Annotated in this window: 18 protein-coding genes and 1 tRNA gene; 15 read left to right on the top strand and 4 right to left on the bottom strand. The window is 74.2% G+C overall.

All coding sequences use genetic code 11. From position 1 onward, the window contains the following. The first annotated feature begins 435 nt into the window (after positions 1–435). From QBL21_RS03685 to QBL21_RS03670, 4 genes are all read left to right on the top strand, one after another. Complete coding sequence (locus tag QBL21_RS03685; RefSeq protein ID WP_407560525.1) at positions 436–765, top strand: UBP-type zinc finger domain-containing protein; 330 nt, start codon at positions 436–438, stop codon at positions 763–765. 108 nt (positions 766–873) lie between these two features. Continuing rightward, a complete protein-coding gene (locus tag QBL21_RS03680; protein ID WP_407560524.1) occupies positions 874–1497 on the top strand; it encodes an STAS domain-containing protein in 624 nt (207 codons plus the stop codon). 287 nt (positions 1498–1784) lie between these two features. Further along, the gene (locus QBL21_RS03675; protein WP_407560523.1) at positions 1785–2633 is read left to right on the top strand and encodes a SigB/SigF/SigG family RNA polymerase sigma factor; all 849 of its coding nucleotides are present in this window, start codon (positions 1785–1787) and stop codon (positions 2631–2633) included. Between the two features lie 193 nt (positions 2634–2826). Further along, a complete protein-coding gene (locus QBL21_RS03670) occupies positions 2827–3132 on the top strand; it encodes a GlsB/YeaQ/YmgE family stress response membrane protein (RefSeq protein ID WP_407560522.1) in 306 nt (101 codons plus the stop codon). A gap of 202 nt (positions 3133–3334) precedes the next feature. On the opposite strand, the gene QBL21_RS03665 is transcribed toward QBL21_RS03670, so the two are convergent. Further along, positions 3335–4249 (bottom strand): LysR family transcriptional regulator, encoded by a 915-nt coding sequence (locus tag QBL21_RS03665; RefSeq protein WP_407560521.1) that lies wholly within the window; start codon positions 4247–4249, stop codon positions 3335–3337. A 207-nt stretch (positions 4250–4456) separates the two neighbouring features. Further along, positions 4457–4945 (bottom strand): YajQ family cyclic di-GMP-binding protein, encoded by a 489-nt coding sequence (locus QBL21_RS03660; RefSeq protein WP_407560520.1) that lies wholly within the window; start codon positions 4943–4945, stop codon positions 4457–4459. A gap of 184 nt (positions 4946–5129) precedes the next feature. On the opposite strand from QBL21_RS03660, the gene QBL21_RS03655 reads away from it, so the two are divergent. From QBL21_RS03655 to QBL21_RS03645, 3 genes are all read left to right on the top strand, one after another. Then, positions 5130–5214 (top strand) — tRNA-Tyr (locus QBL21_RS03655). A 166-nt stretch (positions 5215–5380) separates the two neighbouring features. Then, complete coding sequence (locus QBL21_RS03650; RefSeq protein ID WP_407560519.1) at positions 5381–5761, top strand: DUF2255 family protein; 381 nt, start codon at positions 5381–5383, stop codon at positions 5759–5761. A 189-nt stretch (positions 5762–5950) separates the two neighbouring features. Next, positions 5951–9241 (top strand): ATP-binding protein, encoded by a 3291-nt coding sequence (locus QBL21_RS03645; protein WP_407560518.1) that lies wholly within the window; start codon positions 5951–5953, stop codon positions 9239–9241. On the opposite strand, the gene QBL21_RS03640 is transcribed toward QBL21_RS03645, so the two are convergent. Together QBL21_RS03640 and QBL21_RS03635 are read right to left on the bottom strand one after the other, a co-directional pair. Beyond that, positions 9222–10013 (bottom strand): ABC transporter permease, encoded by a 792-nt coding sequence (locus QBL21_RS03640; RefSeq protein ID WP_407560517.1) that lies wholly within the window; start codon positions 10011–10013, stop codon positions 9222–9224. The genes QBL21_RS03645 and QBL21_RS03640 overlap by 20 nt on opposite strands. Beyond that, on the bottom strand, positions 10010–10981 hold the full coding sequence (locus tag QBL21_RS03635) for an ABC transporter ATP-binding protein (RefSeq protein ID WP_407560516.1): 972 nt from the start codon (positions 10979–10981) through the stop codon (positions 10010–10012). The genes QBL21_RS03640 and QBL21_RS03635 overlap by 4 nt, the downstream gene beginning before the upstream one ends. A gap of 270 nt (positions 10982–11251) precedes the next feature. Here QBL21_RS03635 and QBL21_RS03630 point away from each other — a divergent pair, with 270 nt between their 5' ends. From QBL21_RS03630 to QBL21_RS03595, 8 genes are all read left to right on the top strand, one after another. Beyond that, positions 11252–11668 (top strand): DUF805 domain-containing protein, encoded by a 417-nt coding sequence (locus QBL21_RS03630; RefSeq protein WP_407560515.1) that lies wholly within the window; start codon positions 11252–11254, stop codon positions 11666–11668. A gap of 95 nt (positions 11669–11763) precedes the next feature. Continuing rightward, the gene (locus QBL21_RS03625; RefSeq protein ID WP_407566290.1) at positions 11764–12189 is read left to right on the top strand and encodes a nucleoside deaminase; all 426 of its coding nucleotides are present in this window, start codon (positions 11764–11766) and stop codon (positions 12187–12189) included. Positions 12190–12255: 66 nt separating this feature from the next. Then, positions 12256–12735 (top strand): RrF2 family transcriptional regulator, encoded by a 480-nt coding sequence (locus tag QBL21_RS03620; protein WP_407560514.1) that lies wholly within the window; start codon positions 12256–12258, stop codon positions 12733–12735. A 49-nt stretch (positions 12736–12784) separates the two neighbouring features. Continuing rightward, positions 12785–14080 carry an MFS transporter gene (locus QBL21_RS03615; RefSeq protein WP_407560513.1) on the top strand — a complete coding sequence of 432 codons (1296 nt, stop codon included), beginning with the start codon at positions 12785–12787 and terminating at the stop codon, positions 14078–14080. Positions 14081–14192: 112 nt separating this feature from the next. Further along, positions 14193–14705, top strand: coding sequence for a hypothetical protein (locus tag QBL21_RS03610; protein ID WP_407560512.1), 513 nt, complete (start codon positions 14193–14195; stop codon positions 14703–14705). Positions 14706–14738: 33 nt separating this feature from the next. Continuing rightward, positions 14739–15101 (top strand): VOC family protein, encoded by a 363-nt coding sequence (locus QBL21_RS03605; RefSeq protein WP_407560511.1) that lies wholly within the window; start codon positions 14739–14741, stop codon positions 15099–15101. 43 nt (positions 15102–15144) lie between these two features. Further along, on the top strand, positions 15145–15705 hold the full coding sequence (locus tag QBL21_RS03600) for an ArsR/SmtB family transcription factor (protein WP_407560510.1): 561 nt from the start codon (positions 15145–15147) through the stop codon (positions 15703–15705). Continuing rightward, complete coding sequence (locus tag QBL21_RS03595) at positions 15702–16226, top strand: SRPBCC domain-containing protein (protein WP_407560509.1); 525 nt, start codon at positions 15702–15704, stop codon at positions 16224–16226. Before QBL21_RS03600 ends, QBL21_RS03595 begins: the two co-directional genes overlap by 4 nt. Positions 16227–16243 lie beyond the last annotated feature (17 nt).

Raw genomic sequence — 16243 nt, 5'->3', positions numbered from 1 at the left:
AAAGGGTCCGGGCTCCCGTCCCGGCCAATCCCGTACGGCAGGTTTTGCACCCACCCCGCTGGAGACCCCGCACCGGTTCCCCGCCCGCGTGCGCCGCGCCGGGCGCCGTACCGCCGGCGCACACGGCCTCCCGGCGCCCTCCGCGCAACACCGAATGGCCGAAACGACCATCACAAAAGCGCCCCCGCGCCACCCGGCAGGGTGAGCCGAAGATGCACGGAGTTGACGCGCGCGGGCCCGATCGAGGCACCGCGCGAGCGCAGGACGCCCGCGCGGAACGCCCGCGCAGGACGCCCGCCCGCCGCGACCCGGCCGGCCCGGGGTCTCCGTCCGCGATCCCCTGCGGTGATGGGCCCTTCTCAAGTTGCCGGTTTCCGCCCGGATGGCGACGGCGTTGACTGAGGGCGATCGGCCGGGCCCTGCCCGGTGACTCCGATGCATTGGCGGCTGTCCATGGCCTTCGGGCAACGCATCCTTCAGGTGGCGACCGCGGTGAGCCCGAACGGCTCGGCGCCGCGCTGCGACCATCTCGACGGGATCTCGCCGGTCCCAGCCCTGTCGGACGGCTGCCGCGGCTGCCAGGAGCTGGGAGCCGGCTGGGTGGCCCTGCTGGTCTGCGTGTCATGCGGCTGGGTGGCCTGCTCCGACGACTCACCGAACCGGCACGCCAAGGCGCACTACGAAGAGACCGACCACCCCGTCGTCCGCGCCCTCGAACAGGGGACCAGACCGCGCTGGTGCTACGTCCACCGGCGTCCGGTCTGAACGGCCACCGGTGCCCGAACCGTGCCCGAACAGGCACCGGCCACAGCGTTTGCAGAAAGGGAGTGCCCGGATGGCTGAGACACGAGTGGTCCCGTACCGCGCGGTGCGGTGGCCGGGGAAGACGAGGAGCGGCAGCAGCGGAGCGCCGCGGTCCCCCTCGCGGACCTGCCGGAGGTGCGTATGCCGCGGCTGAACCTCGTCCGGCGCGACCTGGCGGACCGGACGGTGATCTCCCTCGCGGGCGAGATCGATCTGGAATCGGTGCCGCTCCTGCGTGAGGCGTTCGCGCAATGTACGCGCGAGGGTGTACGAACCGTCGACGTCGACCTGATCGCCGTCACCTTCTGCGACTTCAGCGGCCTGCGCGCCTTCCTGGAGATGTCGCGCCGGGCCGCCAAGGCCGGAGGCACCCTGCGCCTGCACCACCCGTCCACGGCGCTCGCCCGCATCCTCGACCTGACCGGCACCGCTTCCCTCCTGCTCGGCCCGCCGGCCGTGCCGGCACCCGACGCCTCGCTCCAGCCGACGGCCGGCCCGCTCCCCCCGTTACCCCGGCCGCCCATGACCTCACGACGCAGTCCGTACCGGCGCTGCCCGCGGTGCCGCGGGGTGCGCGGCGGCACCCCGGCTCGGCACGCCCCGCGACAGCGGCCGTGCTCGCGCCACCTGCCGGTCTCGCGCACAGCGGACAACAGGCGGTCACGATGTACATGTTGCTCATCCCGGTCCTGACGCCCTTCTTCCTGCTCGGCATGGTCATCGGCCTGTCCTGGCTGGAGGACCGCCTTCTGCCGCCCCCGGGCGCGGCTCGGGCTCGGGGCCGGCCGGGCCGGGCTCCCCCCGCCGAGCCGGCAGCACCCCGCCCCGGCGACGAGGCCCGGCGTACGGCGAACCGCGCCGCGCCCGGCGAACTCGCCCGACTCCGCCCGCAACGTGCCCCGGAGCAGGCCACTGCCCCGGCCGCAGTCGATCCGGGTCCGGCCCGGTGAGCGACCACCCCGATCGAAGGGACATCCCGCATGCCGGCCGTACGCACCGAAAGCAACCGGCGCAAGCACCCCCACGACGACGCCCCGGACACCGCGGCCCTCTTCCGCCGCATCGCCGCCTTGCCGGACGGCCCGGAGAAGACCGCGCTGCGGCAGGACGCGGTGTGCGCCTGGATGCCCATGGCCACCCGGCTCGCCCGCCGGTTCCGCAACCGCGGCGAGTCCTTCGCGGACCTCGAACAGGTCGCCCGGCTCGGCCTGGTCAGGGCGGTCTCGCGCTACGACCCGGAGGCCGGCACCGCGTTCGCCAGCTACGCCGTACCGACCATCGTCGGCGAGGTGAAACGGCACTTCCGCGACCACACGTGGGCCGTCCACGTGCCCAGGCGCGCCAAGGAGTTGCGCCAGCAGGTCCACACCGCCGGCCGCGAACTCGGCGACTCCGACGACAGCCGGGGCCCCGCCGTGTCGGAGATCGCCGCGCACACCGGACTGAGCGAGCAGGAGGTGCGGCTGGGGCAGGGCGCGCTGGAGTGCTTCACCGCCCAGTCGCTCGACGCCCCCCTCGACCGCGCCGAGGACGACTTCCCGCTGGCCGCGACGCTGGGCGACGACGACCCCGGCTTCGACCGGGTCATCGACCGAGCGGTGCTGCGCCCCCTGTTGCAGGCACTGCCCGAGCGGGAGCGCCGCCTGCTGTACCTGCGGTTCTTCTGCGAGATGACGCAGAGCCGGATCGGCGAAGAACTCGGCGTCTCCCAGATGCGCATCTCCCGGCTGCTCAGCGCCACCTGCGCACGCCTGCGTGATCAGGCGCTGGCAGACCCCCGCCCGACAGCACCACGGAAGGGACCGGCGGAGGCGGCGTCCACATGGTGATCGGTGTGCGAGATGAGCCCATCCCCGATCGCCTGTTTCCGACGGACGGCGGTTGGGCTTTGCTCATGGTGAACGACTCTCTCCACCGCGTCGGCGCCCGTGCCCCCACGCAGGCGTCCGACCCTGCTGCGTCGTCCGCTCCGGACGACCGGCCCTTCGCAGAGTTCCCACCACTCCCGCTCAGGAGCCAGCCATGGGCATCATCGCCTGGATCATCCTCGGCCTGCTGGCCGGCATGATCGCCAAACTACTGATCCCCGGCAGGGACGGGCACGGACTGATCGTCACCACCCTGATCGGAATCGCCGGCGCCCTGCTGGGCGGCTTCCTCGCCGCCGAGTTGTTCGACATCGACGGCACCCAGGGGTTCTTCGACCTCACCACCTGGATCACGGCCATCGTCGGCGCGGGCCTCTTGCTGCTCGCCTTCAGCATGGTGCCGGGGCGCGGCGGCGGTCGACGTACCGGAAGGCGCTCCGGCCGCAACGTACACAGGTAAAACGTGCACGAGCCGTCCCCTCATGAACGCCACCGTCCGGCCCTGGCGGACCTCGCCTGTGCGCCCCGCAGACGCGGATTCGTCGCGCGGCCACGCCGTGCCGACGCCGGCCGGTGGCCCGGGCGCCGCGGCAACACGTTCTGCACTCTCTGGCGGCCTCCCCCGCAGGGCAGAACGGCCGCGGCGCCCGGCTCCCCGAACGTCAGCCCGCGGCCTGATCGCTGCGGGCCAGCCAGCCCAGCCGGGCTGACATGGTGCGCGCGCAGGCGACGATGGCGCGGACATGGTCGGAGTCGTCGTTCGCCCGCCACAGCACCGACCACGGGTAGTACGAGACGGGTTCGGTGAGCGGGCGCCAGAGGGTGCCGGGAAAGGCGGAGATGCAGGAGGCCGGCACGCAGTACAGGCAGCGGCCGTGGGCGACGAGGTCGGCCGCCGCCCGTATGCTCTCGACCGTGCCCTCGTACACGGTCGGCGTGAAACCGGCCGCCCGGCACATCTCGACCGTGAACTGGTTGAACTCCGGGGCCTGGACGTCCTCCGCAAGCAGCAAGGGCTCCTGGGCCAGCACCGGGACCGGCACCTCGGCCAGTGCGGCGAACCGGTGGTCACGGGGGATCATGACCCCCAGCGCGTCGTGGCGGAACAACTGCGAGGCGACCTCGGGCGGAGCGAGCGCCGCCCGCCCGATACCCACGTCCAGCCGCCCGTCGACGAGCAGTTGGTACTGCTCGGGCACCCCCGCCTCGACCTGGTGGATCACCAGATCCGGGAACAGGGCCTGAACCTCGTGCAGGATCTGCGGCATCGAGTCGTAACCGGCATCGATGATCCCCACCCGCAGCGCGGAAGACGCGCTGCCCGCGCTCCGCGCGACCGCGGCGGCCCGCTCCACATGAGCCAGTATCTGCCGCGCCTCGACCAGGAACGCCGCCCCGGCGTCGGTCAGCGCGACATGGTGCGTGCTCCGCTCCACCAGCCGCACTCCCACGGCGCGTTCCAGCCGCTGCACCTGCTGGCTGAGCGCCGACTGCACGATGTGCTCACGTGCGGCGGCCCGGCCGAAGTGCAACTCCTCGGACAGCGTCACGAAATAGCGAAGCTGGCGCAGATCCACGGCCCGCCACCCCTCTACCCCCGACCACTGCGAGCCTACTTGCAGCCCCCGCTCCACGGAACACACGAGCGGCCGGGCCGGAACCCGCCCGGCGGCGGGCGCCGGAGGACGCGACGCAGCACGACCTCCGGCACGTCAGGAACGGCACACCACCGACCACGCACGCGGGCCGCGACAAGCGAGGTGCTCCAGGCCAGGCGGCTGGCCCTAGCGGTAGTTGACGAACTGGACCGCGAAGTCGAGGTCCCTGCCCTTGATGAGGTTGATGACCTCCTGAAGCGAGTCCCGGCTCTTCGAGGTCACCCGCAACTCGTCCCCCTGCACCTGCGCCTTGACGCCCTTGGGCCCCTCGTCGCGGATGATCTTCGCGAGCTTCTTCGCGTCGTCCTGGGAGATGCCCTCCTTGACGGTGGAGTACAGCTTGTACTCCTTCCCGGACGCCTGCGGCTCCCCCGACTCCAGAGCCTTCAGCGAGATCCCCCGCTTGACCAGCTTGGACTGGAAGATGTCCAGCACGGCCTTGGCCCGCTCCTCGGCGTTGGCCCGGATCTCGATCCGCTCCCCGGACCAGGCGATGGCGGCGCCGACGCCCTTGAAGTCGTAGCGCTGCGAGATCTCCTTCGCAGCCTGGTTGAGAGCGTTGTCGACCTCCTGCCGATCGACCTTCGAGACGATGTCGAAACTGGAGTCGGCCATCTTCGGTGCGCTCCTCGTGCACTGGTTCCCTGGTACCGCACCCCGGTCCCCGGGGCCAAGGCCAGCCTAGCCACCCCACCCGACCCACGAGCCCCACAACCGAGTGGCGAACCACCCCCGGCCATCGGGTATGGTTTACGACGTTGCCAGACAGCCCCAGCGGCCGGACCAGGCAACATCCCTTGGCGGTGTGCCCGAGTGGCCAAAGGGAGCAGACTGTAAATCTGCCGGCTCAGCCTTCCCAGGTTCGAATCCTGGCGCCGCCACCATCCTTGACGAACGGCCTCTGACCTGCGCAAAGCAGGTCAGGGGCCGTTCGTGTTCCCTGCGCACAGTCATCGCGGAGTGGGCTCAGCGGGGGTGCGAGGGCGGGGAGGTTCGCTTAGGTTTCGTCTGGTATGCGGTGTATTGGGGGTACCGGAGCGGAGGTCTGGGATGGCGGCGTGGACGGTTGAGGAGTTGGAGCGGATTGGTGGTGCGGAGGAGTTGGATCTTCAGTCGTTGCGTCGCGACGGCAGTCTGCGTGATCCCGTCACCATGTGGGTCGTACGCGACGGGGACGACGTCTACGTCCGGTCCGTGAAGGGGACTCAGGGGCCGTGGTTTCGGGGGACTCGGGCGCGGTTGGAGGGGCGTATTCGGGCGGGGGGTGTCGACAAGGATGTCGCCTTTGTCGATGTCGGTGACGGGTCCGAGACCACTCCGCGGCTGGATGCCGCGTACCGGGCCAAGTACGGGCGCTATCCGGCGGACATCTTCGGGAGCATCGTGACGCCGCAGGCTCAGGCCGCCACGATTCGGCTCGTGCCGCGCTGAGCGGTCCGGCGTCGGTGTCGCCGGCGGCGGTGGTTTCGGGGCGGTGGGGCGTCTGCCCCCGCTATAGGCTGCTCGCACATCCGTGCCTCGTTGAGGGAGCCGCCGCGTGATCGACACCGCCGTTTCGCGCATCGCCCGCACGGGCGTGGCGGTTCCGGGTGCCGGGTGTGGCGGAGTCGGTCGGACGTCGTGAGTGGCCGGGTCGAGCTGACCTTTCTTTCTCGGGTCGCGTTTCGGGGGCGGGAGATCACCGCGCCTCGGGTGCGCGGGCTGCTTGCGTTGCTGGCCGGGGAGCTGCGGGGTGGTTGCAGCGTGGCGCGGCTGGTGGACGGGCTGTGGGGCGACGGGTTGCCGGCGGATCCGGGCAATGCGCTGCGGATTCTGGTGTCGCGGGCGCGGGCCCAGGTCGGCGCCGAGGTCGTCGTGAGTACGCCGACCGGGTACCGGCTGGCGCTGGCGGCGGACGAGGTCGACGTTGCGGTCGTGGTGCGGTGTGCCGAGGTCTGTGCGCGGGCCGCGCGGGGCGGGGATCATGCCGCCGCGCTGGCCGCCGCGGAGGAGGGGCTCGGGTTCTGGGACGCGGCGCCCGGGGCGGAGGGCGTGACCGGGGATCCGGTGGCGGAGCTGCGGGCCGCGCGGGCGGCGGTGTACGGCGATCTCGTACGGGCCCGGGCGCTCGCCCTCGCGCGGGTGGGCCGGCGGGCTGAGGCCGCCGCGCCGCTGGCGCAGGCCCACACCGGAGCGCCCCTGGACGAGGAGGTGCTCGCCGAGTTGCTGCGCGCCGAGGCGGCGGCGGCCGGGCCCTCTGCGGCGCTCGCCCGCTACGACACGTACCGGCGCGAGCTGCGCGACGATCTCGGCACCGACCCGGGCGCCGCGCTCCGGGCCGTCCACCAGGAGCTGCTACGCGCCGACGCCCCCGCCGTCCGCCACGGGGTGCCGCACGACCCGAACCCGCTGCTCGGGCGGGACGACGACCTCGCCGCGGTGGACGCCCTGCTGCGCTCCTCGCGGCTGACCTCGATCGTCGGGCCCGGCGGCCTCGGCAAGACGCGGCTCGCGCACGCCGTGAGCCGGCGGGCGGAGCAGCAGCTCGTGCACTTCGTGTCGCTGGCCGGCGTCCGTGCCGACGAGGACGTGGCCGGGGAGGTGGCCTCCGCCCTGGGCGGCGGTCACGGCGGCCCCGGCGGGGGCGGTCCCAGCGGTGGCGCCCCCGGCGCCGATGCGCATGCCCTCATCGTCGCCGCCCTCGGCGGGCAGCCCGCGCTCCTCGTCCTCGACAACTGCGAGCAGGTCGTCCACGGCGCCGCCGACCTCGTCCGCGAGCTGGTGGCCCTCGCCGCCGACCTCCGCGTCCTGGTCACCAGCCGCGCGCCCCTCGGGCTCAGCTCCGAGGCCGTCTACCACCTCCCGCAGCTCAGCGCCGCGACCTCCGCCGACCTCTTCACCCAGCGCGCCCGCGCCGCCCGCCCCGACGTCGAACTCCCGCCCGCCGCCGTGGCGGAGCTGTGCCGGCACCTGGACGGGCTGCCGCTCGCCGTGGAGCTGGCGGCGGCGCGGGTGCGGGTGCTGTCCGTACCGGAGATCGCGCGGCGCCTCGGCGACCGGTTCGCGCTGCTGCGCGGCGGGGCGCGGGACGCGCCGGAGCGGCACCGTACGCTGCACGCGGTCGTCGACTGGAGCTGGAACCTGCTGGAGGAGGACGCCCGCGCCGCCCTGCGGGCGCTGTCCTTCTTCCCCGGCGGCTTCACGGCGGAGGCGGCGGATCAGTTGCTGGGCAGCGGCGACGCGCTGGAGCTGCTGGAGCAGCTCGTGGACCAGTCGCTGCTGAAAGCCGCCGACACCGCCGCCGGGATCCGCTTCCACATGCTGGAGACGGTACGGGAGTTCAGCGCCGCCCGGCGTGCGGCGGCCGGCGAGGAGGAGGCGGTCACCGCCCGCTTCCTGGGCTGGGCCCGGGACTTCGGCGTCGCCCACCACGACGCGCTGTTCGGCCGCGAGCCGCTGCGGCACTGGGCCCGCCTGCGCGCGGAGCAGGACAACCTCGTACTCGCCCTGCGCTACGGCCTCGCCCGCGCCGACCACGCCACCACCGCCGCGGCCGGCGCCGTCCTCGCCGGCGTCTGGACCACCGACTCGGCGAGCTTCCACCGCACCTTCACCCTCGCCGCCGGCACCGCCCGCCCGATGTCGCACTACCGCCCCGACCCCCGCCACACCGAGGTCACCCGCACCCTGTGCGCCCTGTGCACCGCCGCCCCCTTCATGGGCTACGGGCCACTCCACCCGCGCCACCTCGCCACCCTGCGCCGCCTGCCCCCCGCCGAGCCGGACACCGTGCTGCGGGCGCTCGCCGTCGTGCTGTGCGCCGTACCGGACATGCACGCGCCCCGCTACGGCGCGCTCGACGAACTCCGCGCGAGCGACGCCCCGTTGCTGGCCGGCATCGCCGAGTGCGTCGCCAGCTACCTCCTGGAACACGCGCACGAGCGGGAGAGCGCGCTGGCCTCCGCGCGCCGGATGCTCGCCGCGGTCGACGCCGTGCCCAATCCGTCCCTCCAGCTCCTCGGCCACTCCCGGTGCAGCGAGCTGTGCATGGAGGCCGGGCTGGGCGAGGAGGCGTACGGGCATCTGCTGGCGGCCCTCGACGCGATGGCGCACCTGAGCGACCAGTCGCCGACGACGGGGCTGCGGCGCGGGCTGGTGCTGGCGTGCCTCCAGCGCGGCGAGCCGGACGAGGCGGAGGAGTGGCTGCGGCGGGTGGAGGAGGCGCGGTCGCCGGCGGAGCAGCCGCAGTTGCTGGCGGCTGACATGGCGGCGTGGGGGGAGATCGCGCTGTCGCGGGGGCTGACGGAGCTGGGGCTGAAGCGGTGGCGGACGGCGGTGGAGAAGGTACGTTCCGGGGGCCCGTCGGAGGCGCCGAACCCGCCGGTCGCGGCACCCGCGGGGCCCGCGGCGCCCCCGCTCACGGCACCCCCCGCGACGCTGTCCCCGGCCCCGGCCGTACCGGCGGCAGACCCACCGCCCGCCGCGCCGAACGACGTCCTCGACGACTCCTGGGGCCTGCACATCGCCGCCGCCGCCGTGGCCGCCCACGCCTACGCCGGCCGGCTCGAACCCGTCGCCGGTCTCGTCGCGGAGCTGGAGCGGCGGATACGTACGCTCCTGACCGGCGCCTCCGGCCACGAGGGCCAGGTCCCCGCGGAAGCCGCCGTCGACGGCACCGCCGTGCTCTGCCTCGGTCTCGTCCGCCTCGCCTCGGGCGACACCTCCGCGGTGCGGCTGCTGGCGCTCGCCGAGCGGCTGTACATCCCGCAGGCGTTCCACCCCACGCTCTCCGTCGACCGCGCCCGCCGTACCGCGGAAGACGCCGACGGGGCGGCGTACGCCGACGCGGTGTCGGAGTACGCCGCCCTGGGGCGGGACGAGCTGCGCGAGGTGGCCCGCGGGCTCATCTCGGTCACTTCGCGTCGCGGTTGAACGACGCCTTGGACCAGAAGTAGCCGAGCACGATCAGCCCCAGGCACCAGGCGACGGCCAGCCAGCCGTTGTGCCCGATCTCCGTGCCGAGCAGCAGCCCCCGCAGGGTCTCGATGGCCGGCGTGAACGGCTGGTACTCGGCGATCGGCCGGAACCACCCCGGCATCGCTTCGAGCGGCACGAACGCGCTGGACAGCAGCGGCAGCAGGATCAGCGGGGTGGCGTTGTTGCTGGCTCCCTCGGCGTTCGGGCTGACGAGCCCCATGCCGACGGCGATCCAGGTCAGCGCCATCGCGAAGAGCACCAGCAGCCCGAGGGCGGCGAGCCACTCCAGCACGGTCGCGTCGGTGGAGCGGAAGCCTATGGCCACGGCGATGGCGCCGACGAAGACCACGCTGGCCAGGCACTGGAGCACGCTGCCGAGGACGTGCCCGATGATCACGGAGCCGCGGTGGATCGCCATCGTACGGAAGCGGGCGACGATGCCCTCGGTCATGTCGGTGGCGACGGAGACGGCGGTGCCGATGGTGGTGCTGCCGATGGTCATGAGCAGCAGGCCGGGCACGACGTAGGCGATGTAGACGTCGCGGTCGGGGGCGCCGCCGGCGAGGCCGGCGCTCATGGTGTCGCCGAAGACGTAGACGAAGAGCAGGAGCAGCATGACCGGGGTGAGGAGCAGGTTCAGGGTCATGGAGGGGTAGCGCCGGGCGTGCAGGAGGTTGCGGCGCAGCATCGTGGACGAGTCGCGTACGGCGAGGGCGAAGGTGCTCATCGGACGTTCTCCTTGGACTGGGCGGCCGGCTGGTCGGGCGTGGCGGTGAGGGCGAAGAAGACGTCGTCCAGGTCCGGGGTGTGGACGGTGAGGGTGTCGGCGTGCACGTCGGCGGCGTCCAGCCAGTCGAGGATCGCGCGCAGCTCCCGCTGCGTGCCGTCGCTGGGGATCTGGAGCGTCAGCGCCTGGTCGTCGCGTACGGTCTCGCGCAGCGCGCCGGCGGCCCTCTCGTACGCCCCGGGGTCCTCGAACCGCAGCCGCACGTGCCCGCCGGGGACGAGCCGCTTCAGCTCCGCGGCGGTGCCCTGGGCGACGATCCTGCCGCCGTTCAGGACGGCGATGCGGTCGGCGAGTTCGTCGGCCTCGTCGAGGTACTGGGTGGTGAGGAAGACGGTGACGCCGTCGGTGAGCAACTCGCGGATGATCTGCCACATGTTGTGGCGGGAGCGCGGGTCGAGGCCGGTGGTCGGTTCGTCGAGAAAGATGATCCGCGGGCTGCCGACGAGGGTCATGGCGATGTCGAGGCGGCGGCGCATGCCGCCGGAGTAGGTGGCGGCGGGGCGGGCAGCGGCGTCGGTGAGGTCGAAGCGTTGCAGCAGTTCGGCGGTGACGCGGCGGCCCTCGCCGCGCGGCAGGTGGTGCAGGTCCGCCATGAGGTGCATGTTCTCCTCGCCGGTGATGAGGTTGTCGACGGCGGAGAACTGGCCGGTGACGCCGATGGCGGCGCGTACGGCGTCGGGGTGGGTGGCCGGGTCGTGGCCGGCGATGCGGACGGCGCCGGCGTCGGCGGAGATGAGGGTGGACAGGATCTTCACGGCGGTGGTCTTGCCGGCGCCGTTCGGGCCGAGGAGGGAGAAGACGGTGCCCTCCGGCACGTGGAGGTCGATGCCGTCGAGGACGGTCTTGTCGCCGTACGACTTGCGCAGCCCGGTGGCGGCGATGGCGGGTGTGTCGGTGGTCGTCGTCATGCCCAGCAGCCTGCGGGGCGCGGCGCTCAACGACCTTTCAGCGGGGTTTCAGCGTCCGCCGGCCACCGGAAATCCGATGAAACGCGCTGGTCAGGGCGGGGGCGGCGGGCCTTTGTGATGTCACCGTGACGGCCGTTCGGACAACCGTGACGTGAATCACGCGCCTGTCCGATCCCGCGGCCCAAATGCCCCGTTCTCAGGTCTGGTCCAGACATGCGGCCCCCGCTAGATTCCCTCGCCTGTCGCCGTGCGTCGACCGGGGAGGGTCTTGTGGGCCTGTGCTTCCTGCCGTTCAGAAAGTACGCGGACTTCACCGGCCGGGCGCGCCGGCGGGAGTTCTGGTCGTTCATGCTGCTGACCCTGGTTCCGGCCGCCGCCCTCGTGGCCGCGGCGCTGTCGTCCGGGTCGGATGCCGTCTGGTTCGCCTTCACCAGCTACCTGCTGGTGACCTTCCTGCCCTCGCTCGCGGTGAGCGTCCGGCGGCTGCACGACGCGGGCAGGTCGGGCTGGTGGTGGCTCCTGGTGGGCTTCTTCCCGTTCGGCGGAGTCGTGCTCCTCGTCTTCCTGCTGCTGGACAGCGAGGCGCGGGACAACGACCACGGGCCCTGCCCGAAGCCCGCCCCGCTCCCGCCGCACCGGGTTGCCGTGCCCCCGGCGAGCAGCGTGCCGCGCGCCGAGGGGGCGTGAGTCCCGTACGCCCGGGGTGTGGCGGCGGGCCCGCGGCCGGTCCGTCGGGTTGAATCCCCTTCGTCGGTGATGTGGTGGACGAGGGAGTGGTGACGGTGGACGGTGGCGACGAGCGGTTCCTGCGGCGGGCCTTCGAGCTGGCGGTGGAGGCGCGGGCCGGGGGGAACGGGCCGTTCGGGTCGCTGCTGGTGGGGCCAGGCGGGGACGTACTGGCGGAGGACCGCAACACCACCGCCGTGGACGCCGACATCAGCGCGCACCCCGAGCTGAAGCTGGCGGTGTGGGCGGCGCGGGAGCTGGACGCGGCGACCGCGGCGGGGACGACGATGTACACGAGCTGCGAGCCGTGCGGGATGTGCGCGGGGGCGCTGACGCGGTCGGGGATCGGGCGGGTGGTGTACGCGCTGTCGGCGGGGCAGTTGCGGGAGTTGCAGCCCTCGCCGGGCGCGGCGGCGGTGCCGGCGGAGGGGCCGTATCTGTACGAGGAGGCCAGGCGCGTGGTCGAGGGGTACGTCTCGTAGGCGGTGGCCGCCGGCCGGCGCGGGGGCGGCGGCCTGATGGGAACAGGGACATGTAGCATCCCCTTTATGAACATGGGCGAAGGCGTCGAGTGGGGTCTGCACAGTTGCCTGACCCTGGCCTGGCTGCGGGACGCGGGGCCCGTACCCATCCGCAAGCTGGCCGTCTGGTTCGACCTGCCGCAGGAGTATCTGAAGAAGCGGCTCCAGGCCCTCGCCCGCGCCGGGATCCTCCGCTCCACGCCCGGGGCGCGCGGCGGGTTCGCGCTCGCGCGGGAGCCCGAGCGGATCACGCTCATGGACGTCGTGACCGCCCTGGAGGGCCCCCTCGAACCGTTCGTCTGCACCGAGATCCGGCAGCAGGGGCACGGGGGGCGGGGCGCGGAGCGGGAGTTCGCGCGGCCGTGCGGGGTGGCCACCGCCATGCGCCGCGCCGAACTGGCCTGGCGGCGCGAGCTGGCCGGGCAGACCGTCGCCGACCTGATGGCCGCCGCCCCGAGGGCGAGCGCGGAGCGCACGCGGCGGCAGTACGCCCGGCTGGGCGGCTGAGCGGGGCGGTGGCCCCCGTAGACCTATCCCGAGCAGGAAAGGAACAGGGATGTCCGATATCCCGGTCAGGCGGGCCGCAGGGACGCCCCCCAAGGGCACGGCCCCCGCGGGGACGGCCCCCGCGGGCACGACCGGCGCGGGCACGACCGGCGCGGGGACGGCCGGCGCGGGGACGGCCGCCGCCCCCGGAGCCGGCCCGCGCGGGCTTTCCGCCACCCTCGTCCTCGCCCTCGGCACCTTCGCCGTCGGCACCGACGCCTTCGTCGTCGCCGGCTTCCTCCCCGCCATGGCCGGCTCGCTCGGGGTCTCCGAGTCCGCCGCAGGGCAGTCCGTCACCGTCTTCGCCGCCGCGTACGCCGTCCTCTCCCCCGTGCTCGCCACCGCCTGTGCCCGCGTCCCGCGCCGGGCGCTGCTCGTCGGCGCCCTGCTCGTGCTCGCCGCCGCCAACCTCGGCTCCGCGCTCGCGCCGAACTACGCCCTGCTCATGGCCAGCCGGGTCCTCGCCGCGGCCGGGGCCGCGGCGTTCACGCCCGGCGCCGGTGCGGTCGCCGCCGCGCTCGCGCCGCCGGAGCGGCGGGCGCGGGCGCTGGCGGTCGTCATCGGCGGGCTGACCATGGCCACCGCGCTGGGCGTGCCGCTGGGCACGCTCGCCGAGCGGGCGATGGACTGGCGTACGGCGCTGGCGCTCGTCGCCGCGCTCTGCGCGGCGTGCGCGATCGGGGTCTACGCCGTCATGCCCCCGCTGCCCGGCGGGGCGCCGGTGCCGCTGCGGGCGCGGCTGCACGCGCTGCGCCGGCCCGGAGTGCTCGCCGTGCTGCCGCTCACCGCGCTCGGCATGGGCGGGGGCTACACCGTCTACGCCTACACCATGCCCGTGCTGGCGGACGTCGGCGTCGGCGCCCCGGCGGTGACGTGGATGCTGTGCCTGTACGGCGTCGGGGCGGTCGCCGGCAACTTCGCCGCCGGCCTGGCCACTGACCGCTGGGGCGCGGTGCGCGTGCTGGCCGTCGGGTACGTGCTGATGGCGGCGGGCCTCGGCGCCATCGCCCTGTCGGCCGCGGCGGGCCTGCGCTTCCTGCCGCTGACGGCGGCGGCGGTGGTGGCGTGGGGCGCGAGCAGTTGGTGCCAGACCCCGCCGCAGCAGCACCGGCTCATCTCCGCGGCACCGCAGGAGACGGCGCTCGTGGTGGGGCTGAACGCATCGGCGATCTACACGGGGATCGGGTTCGGGACGCTGCTCGGCGGGGTGCTGCTGCCGCTCGGCACGGCGGAGGCCGCGGGGGCGGGGGCGGTGCTGGCGGTGGCGGCGGGGGCATGGCTGGCGGCGACGCGGAGGTATCGGTGAGCGGGGGGCGGGGGCGGGGCCCGCGGGCGGGGGGCGCTGCGGCGTTGGCGGGAGCCGACGAGCGGGGGCGCCGAGGACTGTGGCCCCGACTCAGTTCCGTAGCGCGGCCGTTGTGCTGCAATCGACTATGGCCACGACCACCGGCGGCAGCACGCCGTCCGTACCGGAGGAGCCCGTACACCGGCTGCGTACCGAGGTCGAGCGGTTACGGGACGAGGCGACGCGGCAGAAGAAACTCGCCCACCGCAGGGCCGAGTTCTGGGCCAGGGCCGACATCGCGCTCGGCTTCCCCGCCGCCCTGCTCGCCGCCGTCTCCGGCGCCGCCGCGCTGGCGTCCGCGGACGCGCGGGTGCCGGCGGCGCTGGGCACGCTGGCCTCGGCGGGGTTCGCGGCGGGGGCGGCGTTCCTGCGGAGCGAGCGGCGGCGGCTGGCGAACAAGTGGTCGCGGCAGGCGTGGGCCGCGATGGAGGCGAAGGCGACCGTGCTGCTGGCGCGGGAGTGGATCGGCGCGGTGGATCTGGCCGAGTTGTTCGAGCTGCGGCAGGCGGCGCTCGCGGCGTACGAGGGGGACGAGAACCCCCGGCCGCCCGGCCCGCCGCCGCCCGCGGTGCCGGGCCCGACTTGATACGTAGGAAATTTCCTACGTATCATCGGCCGCATGAACATCACCCATGCGCAGTTCGTGACCCTGCCCGTCGCCGACCAGGACCGGGCCAAGACCTTCTACACCGACGCCCTCGGCTTCGACGTCGTCGCCGACCGGCAGATGGGCCCGGTCCGCTGGCTCGCCGTCGCGCCCAAGGGCGCGCAGACGCACTTCGTGCTCGCCGCCGCGGAGCAGGGCTTCACGCCGGGCAGCGTCCACGGCACGGCGCTCGTCAGCGCCGACCTCGACGGCGACTGCGCTGCTCTGCGCGCCGCGGGCGCTAAGGTCGAGGGCCCGGACGACCAGCCGTGGGGCCGTCAGGCGACGCTGGAGGACCCCGACGGCAACCGGTTCATGCTCTCCGCGGAGGGCTGACGCCCCGGGAGGAACACGCCCCGGGAGGAAGGAGACCGCCGACGTGCCTGCCACCCCGGCGCGCCCCGCACCCCCGGCGCCCCCGGCGCCCTCCTCGAAGCCGGCGACCTCCGCGACAGGCGCCGTCCGCGGCGAGGACCGCGTCTTCGGCGCGCTGTCCAGCGCCGTACGGCGCGAGGTGCTGCGGCTGCTGCGCGACGGGGGCCCCCAGCCCGTACAGCAGTTGGCGGCGCACTTCGACATGCGGCGGCCCAGCCTCTCGGAGCACCTGAAGGTGCTGCGGGAGGCCGGGCTCGTCAGCGAGGAGCGGGCGGGGCGGCAGCGGATCTACCGGCTGGAGGCGGAGCCGCTGACGGAGGTACGGGACTGGCTGGGGCCGTACGAGCGGTTCTGGCGGGCGAAGCTGGCGGGGCTCGCGGAGCTGCTGGACGACCTGCCGGAGGAGGACGGCGCGGGCGGCGCCGGGGGTGGGGACACCGAGCCCGGCGGCGCGGAGGCGGGCGGTCCCGCGGGCGGCGCCCGCGGCGCGGCCCCGGACGGGGACGAGGGCAGCCCTGGCGGCGAGGACCCCGGCGCGAGCGGCGCCGGCGGCGCGAGGTCATGAGCGGCACCCCCGGCTTCCCCGAGCCCGCCGACCCCACCGAGATCCGCCTCGACACCTTCCTCCCCCACCCGCCCCGCAAGGTGTGGCGGGCCCTCACCGACCCCGCGTTGCGCGCCCGCTGGCTCATGCCCGGCGACTTCCGCCTCGAAGTCGGCCACCGCACCACCATGCGCGCCCTCCCCCGCCCCGGCACCGGCTTCTCCGGCACGGTGGCGGAGGAGGTCCTGGCGTACGAACCGGAGCGCATGCTCCGCGTCCGCTGGGCCGACGCCGGCACCGCCCCCGCCCACGGCACCGGCACCGGCACCGGCACCGATGCGGACGCGGACGCCGGGGGCGGCGCGGCCGACTGGACGATCACCTGGACCCTCGAACCCGAGGGCCGCGGCACCCGCCTCTTCCTCGTCCACGCCGGCTTCGACCCCGACGACCCCCTCCAGCGCCGCGCCCACCGGATCATGGGCGGCGGATGGTCCTCGCAGGTGCTCCCGGCGCTGGCCGAGCTGCTACGGGAGCGGTGAGGCCGGAGCCGCGGCCC

It is taken from the genome of Streptomyces sp. 184 (assembly GCF_045781775.1).
GTDB lineage: Bacteria > Actinomycetota > Actinomycetes > Streptomycetales > Streptomycetaceae > Streptomyces.
Note: the sequence above shows the minus strand (reverse complement) of the source record. Positions and strands in the feature narration are given on the sequence as shown.